Origin of the sequence: Fusibacter sp. A1 (assembly GCF_004125825.1) — a bacterium.
Lineage (GTDB): Bacteria > Bacillota > Clostridia > Peptostreptococcales > Acidaminobacteraceae > QQWI01.
This window is the reverse complement of the sequence record NZ_QQWI01000010.1, coordinates 54540-72254: the sequence shown is the minus strand read 5'-3', so window position 1 is coordinate 72254 and position 17715 is coordinate 54540. Positions and strand designations below refer to the sequence as shown.

13 protein-coding genes and 1 tRNA gene are annotated in these 17715 nt (G+C 45.4%); 2 read left to right on the top strand and 12 right to left on the bottom strand.

Features of this window, described 5'->3' with window-relative positions; all coding sequences use genetic code 11:
* Positions 1–25: 25 nt before the first annotated feature.
* The 9 genes from DWB64_RS14540 to DWB64_RS14500 all read right to left on the bottom strand — a co-directional run bounded on the left by DWB64_RS14540 (position 26) and on the right by DWB64_RS14500 (position 9902).
* Complete coding sequence (locus DWB64_RS14540; RefSeq protein WP_129488980.1) at positions 26–1489, bottom strand: PAS domain-containing protein; 1464 nt, start codon at positions 1487–1489, stop codon at positions 26–28.
* Positions 1490–1613: 124 nt separating this feature from the next.
* Positions 1614–2231, bottom strand: a complete 618-nt coding sequence (locus tag DWB64_RS14535; protein ID WP_129488979.1) for a cyclodeaminase/cyclohydrolase family protein — start codon at positions 2229–2231, stop codon at positions 1614–1616.
* 69 nt (positions 2232–2300) lie between these two features.
* Entirely contained in the window at positions 2301–3557 is a 1257-nt protein-coding gene (hutI, locus tag DWB64_RS14530) for an imidazolonepropionase (RefSeq protein WP_207713468.1), read from the bottom strand.
* Between the two features lie 4 nt (positions 3558–3561).
* Positions 3562–4455 carry a glutamate formimidoyltransferase gene (ftcD, locus tag DWB64_RS14525; RefSeq protein ID WP_129488978.1) on the bottom strand — a complete coding sequence of 298 codons (894 nt, stop codon included), beginning with the start codon at positions 4453–4455 and terminating at the stop codon, positions 3562–3564.
* Positions 4456–4557: 102 nt separating this feature from the next.
* The gene (locus DWB64_RS14520; protein ID WP_171831371.1) at positions 4558–6594 is read right to left on the bottom strand and encodes a urocanate hydratase; all 2037 of its coding nucleotides are present in this window, start codon (positions 6592–6594) and stop codon (positions 4558–4560) included.
* A 13-nt stretch (positions 6595–6607) separates the two neighbouring features.
* Complete coding sequence (locus DWB64_RS14515; protein ID WP_206736684.1) at positions 6608–7546, bottom strand: NAD-dependent epimerase/dehydratase family protein; 939 nt, start codon at positions 7544–7546, stop codon at positions 6608–6610.
* A 191-nt stretch (positions 7547–7737) separates the two neighbouring features.
* The gene (locus DWB64_RS14510; protein ID WP_129488976.1) at positions 7738–8385 is read right to left on the bottom strand and encodes a DUF2238 domain-containing protein; all 648 of its coding nucleotides are present in this window, start codon (positions 8383–8385) and stop codon (positions 7738–7740) included.
* Positions 8386–8508: 123 nt separating this feature from the next.
* Positions 8509–8775 (bottom strand): CD3324 family protein, encoded by a 267-nt coding sequence (locus DWB64_RS14505; protein WP_129488975.1) that lies wholly within the window; start codon positions 8773–8775, stop codon positions 8509–8511.
* An 8-nt stretch (positions 8776–8783) separates the two neighbouring features.
* Positions 8784–9902: a hypothetical protein gene (locus DWB64_RS14500; RefSeq protein ID WP_129488974.1), complete on the bottom strand. Its 1119-nt coding sequence runs from the start codon at positions 9900–9902 to the stop codon at positions 8784–8786.
* A gap of 255 nt (positions 9903–10157) precedes the next feature.
* On the opposite strand from DWB64_RS14500, the gene DWB64_RS14495 reads away from it, so the two are divergent.
* A tRNA-Leu gene (locus DWB64_RS14495) sits at positions 10158–10241 on the top strand.
* 47 nt (positions 10242–10288) lie between these two features.
* On the opposite strand, the gene glpK is transcribed toward DWB64_RS14495, so the two are convergent.
* Both glpK and DWB64_RS14485 read right to left on the bottom strand, forming a co-directional pair.
* Positions 10289–11800 (bottom strand): glycerol kinase GlpK, encoded by a 1512-nt coding sequence (gene glpK, locus DWB64_RS14490; RefSeq protein WP_129488973.1) that lies wholly within the window; start codon positions 11798–11800, stop codon positions 10289–10291.
* Between the two features lie 136 nt (positions 11801–11936).
* Positions 11937–12848 carry a substrate-binding domain-containing protein gene (locus DWB64_RS14485; RefSeq protein WP_129488972.1) on the bottom strand — a complete coding sequence of 304 codons (912 nt, stop codon included), beginning with the start codon at positions 12846–12848 and terminating at the stop codon, positions 11937–11939.
* Between the two features lie 98 nt (positions 12849–12946).
* Here DWB64_RS14485 and DWB64_RS14480 point away from each other — a divergent pair, with 98 nt between their 5' ends.
* Positions 12947–14665 carry an ATP-binding protein gene (locus tag DWB64_RS14480; protein WP_129488971.1) on the top strand — a complete coding sequence of 573 codons (1719 nt, stop codon included), beginning with the start codon at positions 12947–12949 and terminating at the stop codon, positions 14663–14665.
* 51 nt (positions 14666–14716) lie between these two features.
* Here the strand turns inward: DWB64_RS14480 and DWB64_RS14475 are convergent, their stop codons facing one another.
* Complete coding sequence (locus tag DWB64_RS14475) at positions 14717–17695, bottom strand: EAL domain-containing protein (protein WP_129488970.1); 2979 nt, start codon at positions 17693–17695, stop codon at positions 14717–14719.
* Positions 17696–17715 lie beyond the last annotated feature (20 nt).

Sequence of the window (17715 nt, the reverse complement as noted above, 5' to 3'; positions counted from 1 at the left end):
CCCTTATGTGGGGATAGGCGTTTTTTTATTGTTTTTGCTTATACCTGTCCAGTTCATCTTCCAGATGCCTGATTTCAGTCTTGTCCTCACCTGAAACAATGAAGTTGGTGATGTAATGCGTCGTATCGTCATAGACGGGCGAGATGGACACCGTCATAAATTTTGATTCACCGCTTATGTCAAAATACATCATTTCCTTGCTTCTTTTGCCCCCTTCAGGTTTGGAGATGACCTCTTTAAAATAGACCTCATAGCTTGCTACCTCAGCCCACCAGGGACAATCCCATATCATCATTCCAAGAACGTCGTTTTTTTGTGCGGTGACAAGTTTAAGACCCTTGTCGTTTATGCCTAGAACCGCTCCCTTTTCATTTAGAATCAGCAAAAGATGGTCATAATGGTTGAACAGCTTCTGGAATTTCATGCCATCCGCCGATAGAATGTACCTGAGCTGGTCTTTGTGATAGCGTTTGAAGAAGAAAGTGAACAAGATGATTCCACCTAGGATCAAAGGTATGATCGCAATAAACTGCGACAAGAAAAGCGACCAGATGGAAACACTCGCATAAATATGATATCCCGTTTCTCCGAGATTCTTTTTAAATACCAGATACCCGTTGATCATCTTTCTTTCTTCGGCGCTTATCGAGCTTAAATCGATGCTGTGTCTCCTAAGCCCCAGAGGCAAGACGTCTATCAGACGATTGATTTTCATCTCATCCTTCTGATCAAAACTGCTTGATGCCAAAACATCATCCTGTGGGCTGACAATCAGAAACTTTGCGTTTCTGAACTCCACGTTTTCGATAAGCTTCTCAAGCGTGTTCAGGGTGATGTCTATCGCCATCACACCCAAATGGTCTTCAGCGATATCCACAGGTTTCGCGACGGTGACCATAAGCCCCTGCCCGGCCCCATCCAAGTAGACATTCGTCCATACAGGTTCTCTTGTTGGATTCTGATAGGTGGTGTTGAGTGTGACAAAGGGTCTTGAATAGTCCTCCACCGTGATACGGTAATCTGTCGAGGAGACATAAGGGCTAATATTGATGAATCCGCCGTTTGAGATATAATAGATCCAAACGATCTCCGGCTCTTTTGCGCTCAAATATTCCATAAGTTCTCCGACGACATAGGCGCTGTAAATCTCTTTAGACCTTTTGCCTGATAGCTTCTTGTAGTCTCCAAGTCCCGTGATGTTCCACGACAAGGAGTCGTCATCGATAGCAAAGTAATCTTCCTTTTGATTGAACTTGATGGTATCCGACGGCATACGTGGATCGACATACTCTGTTTCCATAAGCTTTGCGAGTGTCTCCACATGGTTTTCCGCGCGTTCGAACAGGGTGAGTATCTCGCGCTTCGTGTCTTCCACCACCTTATCCGTGCGCTCCACTTCCCTTAAAAGCAGGATATAAAGGGTGGTGGTCAGTAACAGCACGATAAAGAGGGTAACTCCATACATCCATATTCTTTCCAGCTTTTTCATAGCATGCTCCTTGAAATCTTCTTTTTCTATTTATACACCTTTTCAAGGCTTACTACCAAAAAAAAGAAACCCCCACAATAAAATTGTGGAGGTTTTGATCCGTTTTAACTTTGAGTCTACCGACTTAGAAAGCCGCTTTAGCCAAAATCTCGCCTTCACGTTTAATCGCAAACGCTTCAAGCGCCTCGACCTCAGACTTGATTTTTTCTACATAGGCTTCATCTTTAACAGAAGATAGATTGATTTTAACATTAAGTAGCGCACCAAGAATCGCAGTACGGGCCGACATCGCGGCAACAAGACCGTCTGTCACAGCGTTCTGATTCCCCTTAGTCACGACAACTTCGATCATCTCGAACATCTCAGAAGCCGCTTTGGCAACTGCAAGCGGTACTGCGATCGCCTCTTTGTAACCGTTTTGAATTGCAGCAGTACGAGCTGCTTTTTCTTCATCGGTTTCTTTAGGAAGTTTAAACGCCTTCATCACGCCGTCAAACGAGTTTGCGTCTTTGTCGATAAATTCGACAAAAGCGATTTTCATTTGAATCATGCGAGTCGCAATCTCTTCCATTTCTTCAGAGACTTCCACATAGTTCTTTTTACCGACTGTAAGGTTTGCAACCATCGCAGCAAGCGCTGCGGCGATTCCGCCAGTAAGTGCAGCGACACTGCCGCCACCTGGAACAGGCTCGTTTGAAGCCAACTTATCTAAAAATTCCACACACGTCAAATTTGCTAACATGTTCTTCCTCCTCTATGCATCAACTGTCACTTTGTTGTTAATAGTATATCATAGTCACAAAGCAAACCGTTAATACAATCTCTCGTAAACGATTTCCCCTTTTTTAATTACCGTTTCCACTGTCGAAACAGCGATATGATACGGCAAGAACTTATAAGACGGGAACTCATGTATGACGATATCAGCTAATTTGCCTTCATCCAAGCTACCTACCGTATCAGCGCGTCCAAGCGCGGCAGCACCATTGATGGTAAGCGCTGTGATCACCTCTTCTGTCGTCATGTTCATCTGAAGCGTTGCCAAGGCGATAATCAGTGCAACCGATTCTGTGAAGCAGCTGCCCGGATTGAAATCTGTCGCAAGAGCCACAGCCGCCCCATGATCGATCATATATCGGGCGCGGGCGTAATGCTCTTTCAAGCTAAATGCGGTCCCCGGTAAAAGTGTTGCCACAACACCAGCTTCAGCCATCTGCTCGATGCCCTTGTCTGACGCCTGAAGCAGATGGTCCGCCGATACGGCGCCTAGTTCTGCAGCAAGCTCCGCACCACCTAGTTGTACGATCTCATCCGCATGTATCTTAAGCTTAAGCCCCAATTCTTTTGCAGCAGTCAGGAAAGCTCTGGACTGTTCCACATTAAAGACCTTGTCCTCACAGAAGATATCAGCGAACTCTGCGACATCAAGCTTCATCACCTCAGGCAGGCATTCCTTGATCTGATACTCGATAAAGGCCATCTCGTTGCCCTTGTACTCTTTTGGAACAGAATGTGGTCCAAGATAAGTGACAGCGATATCCATCGGGTGCATTTCCTTAAGCGCCTTATAGACCTTAAGCTGCTTAAGTTCGGTATCCTTGAACAGGCCGTAGCCTGATTTTCCTTCGACTGTTGTCACACCGAATGAAAGCATGGAGTTAAGTCGTTTCATACCGACATCGATCAGCTCTTGGAAGGTCGCCTGATCTGTTCCACGAACAGAGTTTGCGATTCCGCCGCCTTTTTCCATGATGTCAACATAGCTTTGTCCTTCAAGTCTCCATCCGTACTCGTCGGCCCTGAAGCCTCCGAATACAAAGTGAGTATGTGAATCGACAAAACCTGGCATGACTGTTTTTCCAGTCGCATCGATGACGACATAATCGTCTTCGTTTATAGCCGTTAGCACATCTTCGGTTTTACCTACATGCGTGATCACTCCGTCAGACGATGCGATAGCTCCGTCTCTGATCACATGCAGGTCGCTCATCTGCTTGCCCTTTTTAGCGGCGTTTCCAGAACAAGTAACGAGTTCTGAGGCGTTTTTTATTAATAGCTTAGTAATCATAGGATTACTCCATCATACGTTTTTCAAGCACTTGTTCCATAGAGAAGTCTTCAACGCCAAGGTACCACTCGGCAGTACGGACCATGGCCTCCATTGGTACAAGACCGATGACCTCAGAGCCGATGACGCTGACACCGTATCTCTTCGCTTCGATTTTGATCAGTTCGAAGGCTCTGTATAAAGGAGTCTTCGTGAAGTCTGTCATGTTCATCGATACTTGTGTGATGTTTCTTTCTGGCATATCGATACCGATACCTTTTACAAATCTAAGACCACCGCTTAAATGTCTTACATTTTTAGCGATTTGATTTGCGATATCAAGATTGTTTGTGTTAAGCAGTACGTTGAATGCTACAAGAGGCATTCTAGCTCCGACAGCTGTTACGCCGTAAGTAGGGTGACACTCTGTGCCGAAGTCAAGTTTCCACTCTGCTTCTTTCACTTTTTCAAACATGCCTTCAAATTGACCTTTTCTTACCTTTGCAAGGTTTTCACGGTCTGGGTTAGAAGCCGCTTTTTCATAAAGGAATACAGGTACGCCGTGAGCAGTGTTCATTTCTTGCGCTGTTTCTTTGGCAAGAGCGACACACTCTTCGATTGTGATGTTCTTGATAGGGATAAAGGGAATAACATCGCAAGCGCCCATTCTAGGATGCTGGCCTTCGTGCTTTGTCATGTCGATCAATTCTTTTGCAATACCGACCGCTTCAACTACCGCTTTTTTTACAGCTTGCGGTTCACCTACAAGTGTTACAACACTTCTGTTATGATCTTTATCACTTGAGTAATCCAGTAATTTAACGCCTTCTTTTGCTCTAAACGCATTAAGGATCTTTTCAACTTTGTCTAAGTCACGGCCTTCAGAAAAATTTGGTACACATTGAACGAGTTTTGACATTAATGTATCCTCCAGTTATTTATAAGGTTATATCACACCGCTGATGCGGACATGAACGACATAAGCCACTGGGACACTCGCCCAGTGGCATTACTGCTTTAATTATTTAAGGCAATCATCATAATTGGCATCTACCAGAGACTCAACAAGTGATTCTTTCGCTCTGAAAGGAATCGTCACGTGATCTGTTCCAGCATAGATTTCATTGTACTCGATACATGTTTCAATACCATGCTCGTTTCTTGCCCAGTTTCTTCTTGCAACGCCGACCATCGTATCCCATGGCACCGCTCTTCTAAGAATCGTATCCACTCTTTCAGAACCGTCAAGCACCATTCCAAATCCGCCGTTGATCGATTTACCGATACCTACCCCGCCACCGTTGTGGAGCGCGATCATCGACATGCCTCGTGCCGCGTTGCCCGCAAAGCACTGAACAGCCATTTCAGCCATGATGTTTGAACCGTCTTTGATGTTCGAAGTCTCTCTAAACGGTGAATCCGTACCGCCTGTGTCATGGTGGTCACGTCCAAGCATGACAGGACCTATCTCGCCGTTTCTAACCATTTCGTTGAACTTAAGCGCGATTTTCATTCTGCCTAGGGCGTCCTGGTAAAGAATTCGAGCCTGAGTGCCGACAACCAGCTTGTTCTTTTCTGCATCTCTCACCCAAACATAGTTGTCTCTGTCCTGACCGCGTCGATCCGGATCGATGCAGCTCATGGCCGCATGGTCGGTTTTTCTAAGGTCCATCGGGTCACCGCTTAGGCAAACCCATCTGAAAGGTCCATAGCCATAGTCAAACAGCATTGGGCCCATGATATCTTCGACATAGGACGGGAAGATGAAACCTTCAGACTCATCGATGCCGTTCTTTGTGATTTCTGTGATTCCTGTATCGTAAACCGCTTTCATGAAGGCGTTTCCGTAGTCAAAGAAGTAAGCGCCTTTTTCAACGAGTTCCTTCACGATTCTATAGTGCTTTTGTAGTGTGTTGTCGACAAGCTTGACAAAAGTCGCCTTATCTTCAGCGAGCATCTTTGTTCTTTCTTCAAAAGTGATACCAACCGGGCAGTAACCGCCCTCGTATGGCACGTGGCAAGATGTCTGGTCTGACAGAAGATCGATCTTCACATCGTTTTGAAGCGCATACTCCAAAAGGTCCACGACGTTACCGTGGAATGCGATGGCCCTACCTTGACCTTTTTCCATATACTCGCTTGCTTCTCTAAAGGCTTCTTTGGCAGAATCCGTGTAACTGTCTACCCATCCTTGTTCAAAGCGTGTCATCACGCGCGACTTGTCCACTTCGGCGATAATGCCGACACCGTTTGCGATCTTTACCGCTTTACCTTGAGCGCCGCTCATGCCGCCAAGACCTGATGTCACATACAGCACACCGGCAAGGTCTTTGTCATCTGCAATACCAAGTTTTAAACGGCCCGCGTTCATCACCGTGTTGAATGTTCCATGAACGATTCCTTGCGGTCCGATGTACATCCAGCCACCTGCGGTCATCTGACCGTAGTTTGCAACACCCATCGCCTGGGCTTTGTTTTGCCACTCAGGATTATCGTACATGCCGATCATCAATGAGTTTGTAATGATTACCCTTGGTGCTTCAGCAGAAGATCTGAACAAGCCAAGAGGGTGACCGCTCATCACGACAAGCGTCTGTTCCTGCGTCATGATTTCAAGGTATTTTTGGATCAACTGGTACTGCATCCAGTTTTGGCATACTTGGCCTGTCTCACCGTAAGTCACAAGCTCATATGGGTATAGGCAGATATCGAAATCCAAATTATTGTCGATCATCACCTGGATGCCTTTTGCCTCTGTGCAGACACCCTTGTACTCGGAATATGGCTTGCCCGAGATGTCTCCTTCCGGTCTGAAACGGTAGCCGTAGATACGGCCATGCGTCTTAAGTTCTTCCATGAACTCAGGAGCAAGCGCTTCATGGAGTTCTTCCGGAATGTAACGTAGTGCGTTCATAAGCGCCGTTTTCGTTTGGTTCTTCGTCAGTGTGAACTCACGCTTCGGAGCTCTTCTGATACCCTCTTTAAAGCTCGGATATTCAGGTAGAACAGCATCCAGTTTTACAGTCATCGCCTGACTGATGTCAAAATTTGAAATCATAGCATCCTCCCATTTACTTAAGTTTTAACTTTAGGTTGTAAAGCATATCCTTTGTCATCGCGTCAATATCGAACTTGGGGTTCCATCCCCATTCTTCACGCGCCACATGATCGTCTAACGAGTTCGGCCAAGTGTTCGCAATCGCCTGACGAACATCATCCACCGCATAATCAAGTGTGAACTCAGGTATTTCCTTTTTTATTGATGCTGCAAGTTGTTCTGGATCGAAACTCATCGCAGTAATGTTGTATGCATTTCTATTGTTCAGCTTATTCCCATCCGCTTCCATCAAGGCCAATACCCCTTCGATAGCATCCGGCATATAAAGCATATCCATCATGGTTCCCTTATCGATATAACTCGTATACCTACCTGACTTGATCGCCTCGTAATAGATATGGACTGCGTAATCGGTCGTTCCACCGCCCGGAAGCGCCTTATGCGAAATGATGCCAGGGAACCTTACCCCTCTGGTATCCACCCCGTATTTTTTGAAATAGTAGTCACAGAGCAGTTCGCCAGCTACTTTTGAAATCCCGTACATGGTCGTCGGTCTTTGAATGGTAGTTTGTGGTGTCATATCCATTGGAGTCGAAGGCCCGAATGCGGCTATCGAACTTGGCACGAACACTTTCAAACGATTCTCTTTAGCGACATCCAGCACATTTTTCAGACCGTCCATATTGACACGCCACAGTAAATCGGGGTGTTTCTCTCCAGCCGCCGAAAGGATGGCTGCCAAGTGGTAGACCTCTTTTATGTCATGCTTCCTTACAATGTTTGTGACAGCATGACCGTCCGTCACATCAAGTACCTCATGCGTGTAGGGTCCAGCGTAGTCCGCTTTCACATCACTTACGACAATGGCATCTGCGCCATATCTTGCGCCAAGCGCGTCAGCGAGTTCTGTCCCGATTTGTCCGTGTGAACCTGTCAAAAGTATTTTGCCCACTATTTCACCTCGTTTTAGCATTAAATCCACAAGACGGCCGCATACGCTATGAAACCGTTTACTCCAAGGTGTTGCATATGTATAGTCTATATCTAGGCAGTCAAAAAATCAACGTAACTTTACTTAAATAAAGACGCTAAAAAGTCGCATTTCGTATGCGACTTTCCTCTCGTAATCATAGCAGTCTGCTTTTACTTGTGTTTGCGCTTAGGTAAGCTTTCAATCTGCTTGTCGTGGGTTTTTGCCAAAACGGTAAGGGCGAATGCCGCACCGATGATCGCCCAGATCATATCCCAGTGGGTATCCCAGACATCTCCCTGAGGAGCGAGTATGATCGAAGGAGACAGCTTCGTCACGACTGTCACCATGAACTCGAGCAGTTCATAAAACGCGCTAAAGGCGAGCGCGATACTCATGACGATGTAATAGCTCATGAACGTCTTTGTGATATAGCCTCTTCTGACTAGCAATTCTTTGCCCATCATCGCCGGGGTTATCCCCTGCATAAAATGGCCCAGCCTATCAAAATGCACCCTACTCGCACCGAACAGGTCTGAGATATAGACAGCAGCGGGGACGTTCGTATAGGTGTACTTGGCCCCTACAAGCAGAAGGATCACATGTAAAAAAACGACGATATATACAAGTGTTGAAAACCGGAAGTGTCTGTAGGTCAAAATCAAGGAGCCTTCAAGCAGTAAAGGCGGAATCGTCAGAAAGAACCAAAAAAGGTACTTATACGGATTCACAGCAGACCATAGCAGTACTACAAGGCTTAGTATCACTAATGTGACATGAATCCTATATTGATGTTGTGACGGATCCTTATTCATTTTCATAAGCGCTCCTTAAGTTTACTTGCAAACTATATATCCAATATCCTTCTTCCTTAACCACATTTCGCCAAAATACAAACCGACCCTATACTGATCAAAAGGTCGGTTTGCATTAGCTTATTACTCTTATTTTTTACCATACACGATTTTCTTGATACTCTCTTCAGACAAGAAGTACTCCTGTGCCAACTCGGAAATACTTGTTCCGAAATTGAAGGCCTTTCTGATGTTGTCGTTTCTGAGTGACAATTCCCTTCGAGACCCCGATTTTTCACCCCATTTCTTTTTCGACCCATCCGCTTTGGGCACATAGAGGTATTCACCCTGGATATACTTTTGAATCTCATCCATGAGCTCTTGGGGCAACACGTTCTTCGCATTCTTATACTTCATCTGGGTGCCTACTTGCTTTCAAAATACGTTTTAAAGGCCTCGACATCGTCAAAGATCAATAAGTCAATTCCGTTGTCATTTAACATCTGCATCATTTTAGCTTCAAAATCCTTAATGGCAATCGGCAATTCCTCATAGTTTTCTTGAGCGATCAGCTCTAAAAGATCCACCTTAAAAAAATCGTCAAAAGCCTTGCTGTACTCCGAATAGTAATTGCGGTCATTAAACCAGATACCGGTTTCTACCTTTGCCATAAACTGACTGACTTCCTCATGCATATAGGCCGCAAGCAGGAAGAGCTTGGACTGGACCTTGCTTTCACATGCCATTTCAAATCGGGTCAAAATGGATTTGAGTTCCTCATAATACCCTGTAAAAAATGTCTCAAAGGGTTCAATCTGAGCATGTTCCCTGCGCCCCTGCTCCAGTAGCTCCCTTGTATTGCTTACAAGCGCTACGGTGTTTGATTTTAAACTCTGTGCATCGCTTGCCGACAAGATTTCTTTGATCAAGACCTCATAGTCGACAGGCAACCTATTGAAGGTATAGCTTTCCTCGATGATGGATAAGTCGGTTCCATTACCGCCCCTATAATAGGTCTGGTTGAAAAAGGCCAAGGCGCTTGTGATTTTCGTGATCACCTTGCTGGCTTCAAGTCTCAGATCAAGCATGCTGTCACCGACCTGATCCATGTTGAATAGATAGATGAATGTCTCATTGAAATACTCAAAGGCCTTATTCAACATCAGCTCAGCGTATTCAGGGCTTGTCAACCTGCCCACACTATCAATCAGCTGATTGAACCGGTTCAGATCATCCTGGTCAGCATAGTAGACCACTTCGGATTCTGTCAGCAGATAGGCCTGCGGGCTATCGAAAGCGGCATTGCTGATGAGCCTGTCCCATGACATCGGAAACAGGTCATAGCTGATTCCGTCTATGATGAACTGAGTGGACAGCTGCTTGGCTTTTTCGTTTTTGGGAATAAAGTAAAAGTCAAAACCAATCTTATTTTCTTCAGTAGCTGTGATGTTCACATTGTAACGCACAAGAATCGCCACGTCGTCCTTATAGTCTTCTATTATCTTTTTCTTGATGGTTTCCAGTACTTTCTTATTTATTTTCATCATGTTCTCCTGTACTTATCATTAACTATACAGCCTGATTCGGTGAGCTCATCCACAGTTTTAGTATAACGTAAACAATCCAACTGGCGCTATGCAAAAAACAGATGGATGTCGTTCTTTACATAGTCCTTTCGAACCCGTGATAAAAAAAATGAAAATAATAAATAAATTTATAAAAAAACACTTGTTTTTTTTTTTAGATGTGTTAAATTATATTAGTCGCAACAAGTTAGTACATCTACTTGTTAAGCATACGCGGGTATGGCGGAATTGGCAGACGCGCTAGACTTAGGATCTAGTGACTAGTTCGTGGGGGTTCAAGTCCCTCTACCCGCACCAATAAAAAAACCATCACAATGTGATGGTTTTTTTTATTTACCTATTTCTTAATCCTCATCCTCTTTTTCTTCCCAAGCCCTTGATCGTTCAACGGCTCTTTTCCAGCCCTTGTAAAGCTTGGCTCTTGATGCTTCTGTGATGTTTTGGGTAAATTGCGTTTCCATCGACCAGTTCATGGCGATTTCTTCCCTAGACGACCAGAACCCTACAGCGAGTCCCGCAAGATACGCCGCACCAAGCGCGGTTGTCTCCCTGACTACCGGACGATCCACAGGCACTGCCAGAATATCCGACTGAAACTGCATCAAAAAGTCATTTGCAGTAGCTCCGCCATCCACCTTAAGGGTTTCAAGTCTTATGCCCGAATCTTCCTGCATCGCCTCAAGTACGTCTCTTGTCTGATAAGCGATGGATTCGAGGGTCGCACGGATGATATGATCTCTACCAGATCCACGAGTAAGGCCGACGATGGTTCCCCTCGCGTACATATCCCAGTAGGGCGCCCCCAAACCTGCGAAGGCGGGTACGACATACACACCACCCGTGCTGTCCACCTTGGATGCGTAATAGGCGCTGTCGGCGGCATCGGTGATCAGCTTCATCTCATCCCTCAACCACTGCACAGAAGCTCCACCCATGAATATCGATCCCTCAAGCGCATATTCAACTTTTCCATCGACACCCCAGGCGATCGTCGTCAAAAGACCGTTTTTTGAAGTAATCATCTCCTCGCCGGTGTTCATCAACATGAAACAGCCGGTGCCGTAGGTGTTTTTAGCCATGCCCTTTGAAAAGCACGCCTGTCCGAACATCGCGGCCTGCTGGTCTCCCGCAGCACCTGCGATAGGAATCTTTGCTCCGCCGAAGGTATGTTCGTCGGTCACCCCATAGATCTCTGAGGAAGCTTTGACCTCAGGAAGCATCGACAAAGGAATATCAAGCGCCTCTAAGATCTGCCTGTCCCACTCCAGCGTCCTGATATTGAACATCATGGTCCTTGACGCATTGGAATAGTCGGTCACATGCTCCGCTCCCCTTGTAAGGTTCCAGATCAGCCATGAATCGATCGTACCGAATAACAGCTCGCCCTTCTCGGCTTTTTCTCTTGCACCCTCCACATGGTCCAGTATCCACTTAACTTTTGTAGCAGAAAAGTAGGCGTCTACGACAAGACCTGTGTTTTCTCTTATGTACGCCTCATGGCCTTCTTCGATCAAGCGGTCGCAGATGGATGCTGTCCGCCTGCACTGCCAGACGATTGCGCGGTGAATCGGTTTGCCTGTGACCTTATCCCATACTACGGTGGTTTCCCGCTGGTTTGTGATTCCGATCGCTGCAATTTCAGTAGTCGATACCCCCGCCGTCTCAAGCACCTCTCTGGCGACTCCCATCTGAGAACCCCAGATCTCCATAGCGTCGTGCTCCACCCACCCTGACTTGGGATAAAACTGGGTGAACTCCTTTTGCGCGATTTTTACGATATCACCTGAACGGTCAAACAAGATCGCACGCGTACTTGTCGTCCCCTGGTCCAGCGATAAGATATATTTTTTTTCCATAAGTAAGCCCCCTGGTTCACATGAACATCGATAAATCAATTATAGCACTTCCTTGGGACGGCGTTTAGACCAAATGCGCCACCAGCTGCAAAATAAAAGCTTTAAAATGAAGTCCTCATTTTAAAGCTTAAGCCGATCATTCTTTTTTTGTAATAATTCTCACAGGTACTAGGATGAGTTCTTCGACATCGCTTCCGTCAAGAAAAGCTTTGGCCGCCTCTACCGTCATTTTTCCGATCAAGTAGGGTTGTTGCGCCACAGTAGCTTCCAAGAGCCCTTCATCGATCGCCCTGATTGCCTCGTCTGACCCGTCAAATCCATATATCTTTATGGGCAGTCCTGCAGATTCGACTGCGCTTAGGGCTCCCAGAGCCATTTCATCGTTTTGAGCGAACACGGCGACAAGGTCCGGATGCACAGACAGGATCGTCTGCATCGACAGCCGTCCCTTTTCGCGGTCAAAGTCGGCAGGCACGGCTGCCGCCAAGGTCATATAGCTGTTTGCAGACATATAGTAATTGAAGCCTTCACCTCTCAATTTTGAGGCCGAGGTACCTTCCACACCTATTATTTCCGCGTATTTGCCTTGGTTGCCAGCACCCTCTATCATGACCTTTGCGATCATTTCGCCACCACTCCTATTATCTGACCCGATATGGCTGACTATACGGCCTCCTGTAGATTCCCTATCGACTGTCATTACTGGTATCCCGCTTTCATTTGCAAGACTCACAGCCCTAAACACCGCATCGGAGTTGGTTGGATTGATCACGATAAGGTCCACCCCCTGATAGATTAACATTTTGACAGCCTCATACTCTTTATTGATTTCATCATCTGAAGAGACAATCGTCAGCTTCAGCTCCGATGAACCCGTTGAATCCATCATTCCATTTTGGATGGATTCAAAAAAAGGATTGTTTAAATTGGACAAGACCACACCTATGCTTACCGTTTTTGTTTGACTCCCTACACAACCTACGGTCAAAATAGCTATCAGAACCAGCAAGCATAGGCTACGAATATGCCTGATTTTTCTTAAAATCATTTTGAAACCCTCCTAAATTTATGTTCGTCTGTTATGACTATGCCCAATATGGGTATGCTTTAAACATCGATCAACTCATCTGAAACGGAGCGCTATAAATGCTAAATCTACCCCTAAACAAAATTAGACAATCCCTGGCTCATCCGATACTGAAGAAAGCGGTTCCGATACTCTCTTCTTTACTGATTATAGGCATCTTCTCTTATGCGTCATGGTTCTCCTACCAGTACGATATCGCCAGCGAAAAGCAAAGGGTGCGTGACGAAATGTCGACAACGATCTCGAATTTCATTTACCAGATCAATCAGACCATGGATAAGGCACGCGGATTACTCGTCTATTACCAACTACATCCTGATAGCACCGTTGACGAACTGAATAAGTTCAGCGAGAAGCTATTTTCCCAGCAGAACGATCTGATCAAGGAAGTCCAGCTCACAGAAGGCACAACCGTATCCTATGTCTACCCTCCAAAACTAAATGATTCCCTTATCGGTCAAGATCTATTGCTTAGCCAAACGGAGTTCTTATCTGTGGTCAAGACAAAAAATACAAGACGAACCGTCATCACAGTCTCCACAGACATGGCCACCGGTTCTCAAAAAATCATTAGCAGGGTACCGATCATGTCCTACGAAAACGGGCTGCCAAAAAATTTTATCGGTCTTTTGAACGTGATACTCGACTACGATCGCCTTTTAGGTAATTCAGGACTGTTGCAGTCGACAAAGAATTACAACCTGAATCTTTACACACTTTCAGAACTGAAGCAGACAAAGGTCCGCCTGTTCTCACCCGGAGTGTCAAGACTTGTCGATCCGATTTCGCTGCCTGTGCCGCTTGAAGACAACTACTGGATATTAGAAGTCGAACCGATCGGCGGATGGCGTTCACCGACCAACCAGTACCTGTACCTTCCTATTTTAGGGCTTTTCATCGCAATCTTAGTCTTTGTCTATCTATCTTCCCTGCTTAAGTCGCATGCACGCTTGAATCATCAGGTAACCCTGCGTACAAAGGAACTGGAGGAATCTCTCGTGTCATTGAACCAGGCACAGGAACAGCTGATACAATCGGAAAAACTCGCCTCACTGGGTGAACTGGTTTCTGGAGTCGCTCACGAACTGAACACCCCTCTGGGTGTAAGCATCACATTAAGCTCCTTCCTGATCGAGCAGCACCAGACACTTAAGGAACACATGGATAGCAACAAAATGACCAAGAAGCACTTGTTGGATTATCTGAGCTCTACAAATGACTCGCTAATGATGCTTGAAAACAACCTGTCACGGACAGCTGATATCGTCACAAGTTTTAAAACCGTCGCTTCCAATCAAGACAACCTGGAGATCGGCACCTTCAATCTTTATGCCTATACAACAGACGTACTCGTCACACTGCAGCCTAAAATAAGAACCGCGAATCTCGAGGTGAATCTCGAATGCGATCCGACACTCGAAATCGTCTCTTATCCCGGTGCTATTTCCTATATCCTAAGCAATCTTGTCATGAACAGTATCCTGCACGGCTACGAGAACAATCAGCGAGGTACCATCACCATTCGATACGATCAGACCGATGGCGCCATACAGCTTCATTATGTCGATGACGGCCAGGGCATCAAAGAATCGGTTATCGAAAAGGTTTTCAATCCCTTCTATACGACAAATCGCAGCAAAGGCTGCACAGGACTCGGGCTGCATATCGTGCATAACATGGTTTCGCAAGTCTTAAACGGACAAATCGCACTTCAGAGCAAAGAAAAACAAGGGGTAGAAGTGGATATCGTCTTTAAACCGTTGAGTATCACACATTAAAAAACGAGCCTCTCCAAGTAAAGGGAGAGGCTCGTTTTGCGTATTCGATGTTCACGTGATTTGCTGAACGGAAATCACCGGTTTTTTCAAGTTGTTTTCAAGCCACCCCTCTGCTTCTGCAGCAGTTAACGACTGGCTGAACAGGTAACCTTGAATGTAGTCGCTTCCACCCCGCTTGAGTCTTCTGTACTCTTCAAGCGTCTCAACCCCCTCTGTCACTACAGACAGTTTCAGGCCGTGGGCGAGGTTGATGATACTATCCATGACTTTGATGCTTTCCAGATGGATGAACTTGTCCTTTAGGCTCTTGTCAAGCTTGATCTTGCTCACTGGCATATAGGTCAGGTAGCTTATCGATGAGTATCCTGTACCAAAATCATCCAGTGCGATTGAAATACCCAGTTCATTCAAGGAATGAAGGATCTCTATCACGCTGTCCAAATTCTCAACAAGTACATTTTCTGTGATTTCAAACTCAATTTGTGTCCCTTCAAGCTCGTATACCTTAAGCTGTTCTTTCACAAATTCGACAAAACTTGCGACTCTGATCTGTCTTGGCGACAAGTTGATCGAGACTTTTTTTGTTTCAAAGCCTGACAAACGCCACTTGTTCAGTTGAGAAAAGGCTTCTATGATCACCCATTTTCCAATGGCTTCTATCAGTGTAGACTCTTCGGCCACATCGATGAAGACATCTGGAGTCACCGACCTGTCCTTCAAGCGGATAAGCGCCTCAAAATATGCGAGTTCCTGCGTCTGCGTGTGTACGATTGGCTGATAGTGCAGTTCAAACCCGTCTTGCGATAAGGCATTGCGAAGTAGTTGTTCAATCTCCACTTTTCTGGACAATTGATCCTGCATGCTGTCGTTATAGAACTGGTATTGGTTCTTACCTGACCGTTTCGCGCTATACATGGCAATATCGGACTTGATCAGCAGCTCTTCAACGGTATTACCGTCGTCTGGATAGCTGACAATCCCTGTGCTCAGCGTGACATGATGATTCGAGCAGGACGCTTCCATCTTTGCTTTAAATCCGCTGATACACTCTGCAAACCGGTTCTCCATATCCTTTGAATGGATATCTCCTTCGACTATGATCAGAAACTCGTCTCCACCCAATCGATAGATCATGCTTTTTTTAGAAATAATCTCTTTGAGCGTATCCGCTACCATCTGCAGGACGAAATCGCCATACACGTGACCCGATGTATCATTGATCACTTTAAAATTGTCGACGTCCATTAGAATGACAGCGCCTATTTCGTTTCTGTCGAGTCTAAGTTGCAGTTCCTCTGTGAACTTTCGTCTGCTATAGAGACCTGTTAGCGCATCATGGTCGGCAAGATACCTGATGAAGGATTCCTGTTCCTTTTGTTTGGTGATATCGACCAGAACGCCTGTTAAAAGACGATTCACACCACTGTAATCGTCAACACCTCTGCCACGCATGATATACCAGTTCCAATCACCAGACTCATTTTTCAATCTCAGCTCCAGATGGATACCTTCATCCGAAAGTTGGTTGTCCTGATTCACACGTTGAGTGAATGCACTTATTTCATTTCTGCAGCCTGATACGTCATCCGGATGAACGGCCTTTTGAAAAATATCTTCTAGGGCATAGTCATCTACCTTGGGTCCGATGATGCTTTCAAAGTTATCTGAAAAGGAGATTCTCTTCGTATCGAGAGAATACTCCCATAAGAAACATTTTGTCGCATCGATGGCTATCTCATAGCGGTGCTTCAATTCTTTTATTTTGTGTACATATTCTTGTATTTCATCATATTGCGCTCTTAATTCTTCTTCATTCGCAGTCAGCTGACTCACCGTATCTTCAAGTTCTTCATTGGACGCTGTAAGCTCTTCTTGAAAACAGATCAGCTCTTCAAGGTACTGCTGCGTTTTATCAAGTACCGTATTTGTGGTCTTTCTAATGGACAGGAAAGGATCTTTCGATGGAATGGGAAGCCTATAGACAACCGCCGATTCCGGACAGATCACCTGCATGTCATCATCAAGCGCCTTGATTGGAGCGACGATCAGTCTTTTTTGCGCCAGATACAAAATACCTGCGACGATGAAAACAAGCAATATTCCAATCGTAAATATCTGCACTTGGCTTACATAGGCGGCTCTTTCAACATGATCCATCGAATAGCAAAGTGCTAGCATTCCCGATTCCGATGAACTTAAAATCACCGGAACATACACATGCAAAATATTCTGATTCAACTCCGCATCAAATTTGATATGGCTTTCAATTTTTTCAATACCGCCTGTTTGAATGTGAAGTATCATTTCGCTTGGATGACCCGCATCCTCGACCGAATCGGTAGAAGCCATGATCATGCCATCCTTTGCAAAGATGCTTGCAGACAAGATTTCATTATCATTTACAATGTCATCCAGCAGCTTTTGATAAGAAAACTGCTCAGTGAGCTCCATCACCCGATCAGCAGGTATGGCGATTTGTACGAACTCACCGTTATCAAATCGAACATAACCATATTTGTTGTATGAATCCGACTCAGAATCTTTTCTGATCGGTTCAAGCCACGTGTCGCTTCCACTTTTGATAAACTGGCTCACAGGATGATCCGCAGGTGCCGTCCATCCGACGTATTGGTCGATACTCGAGTAGAGAATCGTTCCACCTGAGTTAAACCAGTTCGTCTCGCCAATATTGAGCTGCTCGGCGATACGCTTTATCGTCACCTGGTCAAATTCGTGCTTGTGGTCTTTTAGAACACGACTGGCAATAAGGATTTTATCGGCGAACTGTTCCTCTATGACATCCAGGGCGTCTTTTTGAAGCCCTATACGCTCACCCATCTGAACAGCCGTAGCCAGCGCATTTTCTTTCATCTGGTGGAGCAATTGATCTTCTATCGTACGCGATCCGACAAAAGAAATCCCTGCGATGCCTATGATTACCGCCAAAAGCGGTAGGTATACTATTCTTTTAATTATTGGAATTTGTCTTTTCTCTGTGTTTCTACCCCTGACAAATCTAATCAGCTTCATTGTTTATCTCCTAAAATTTA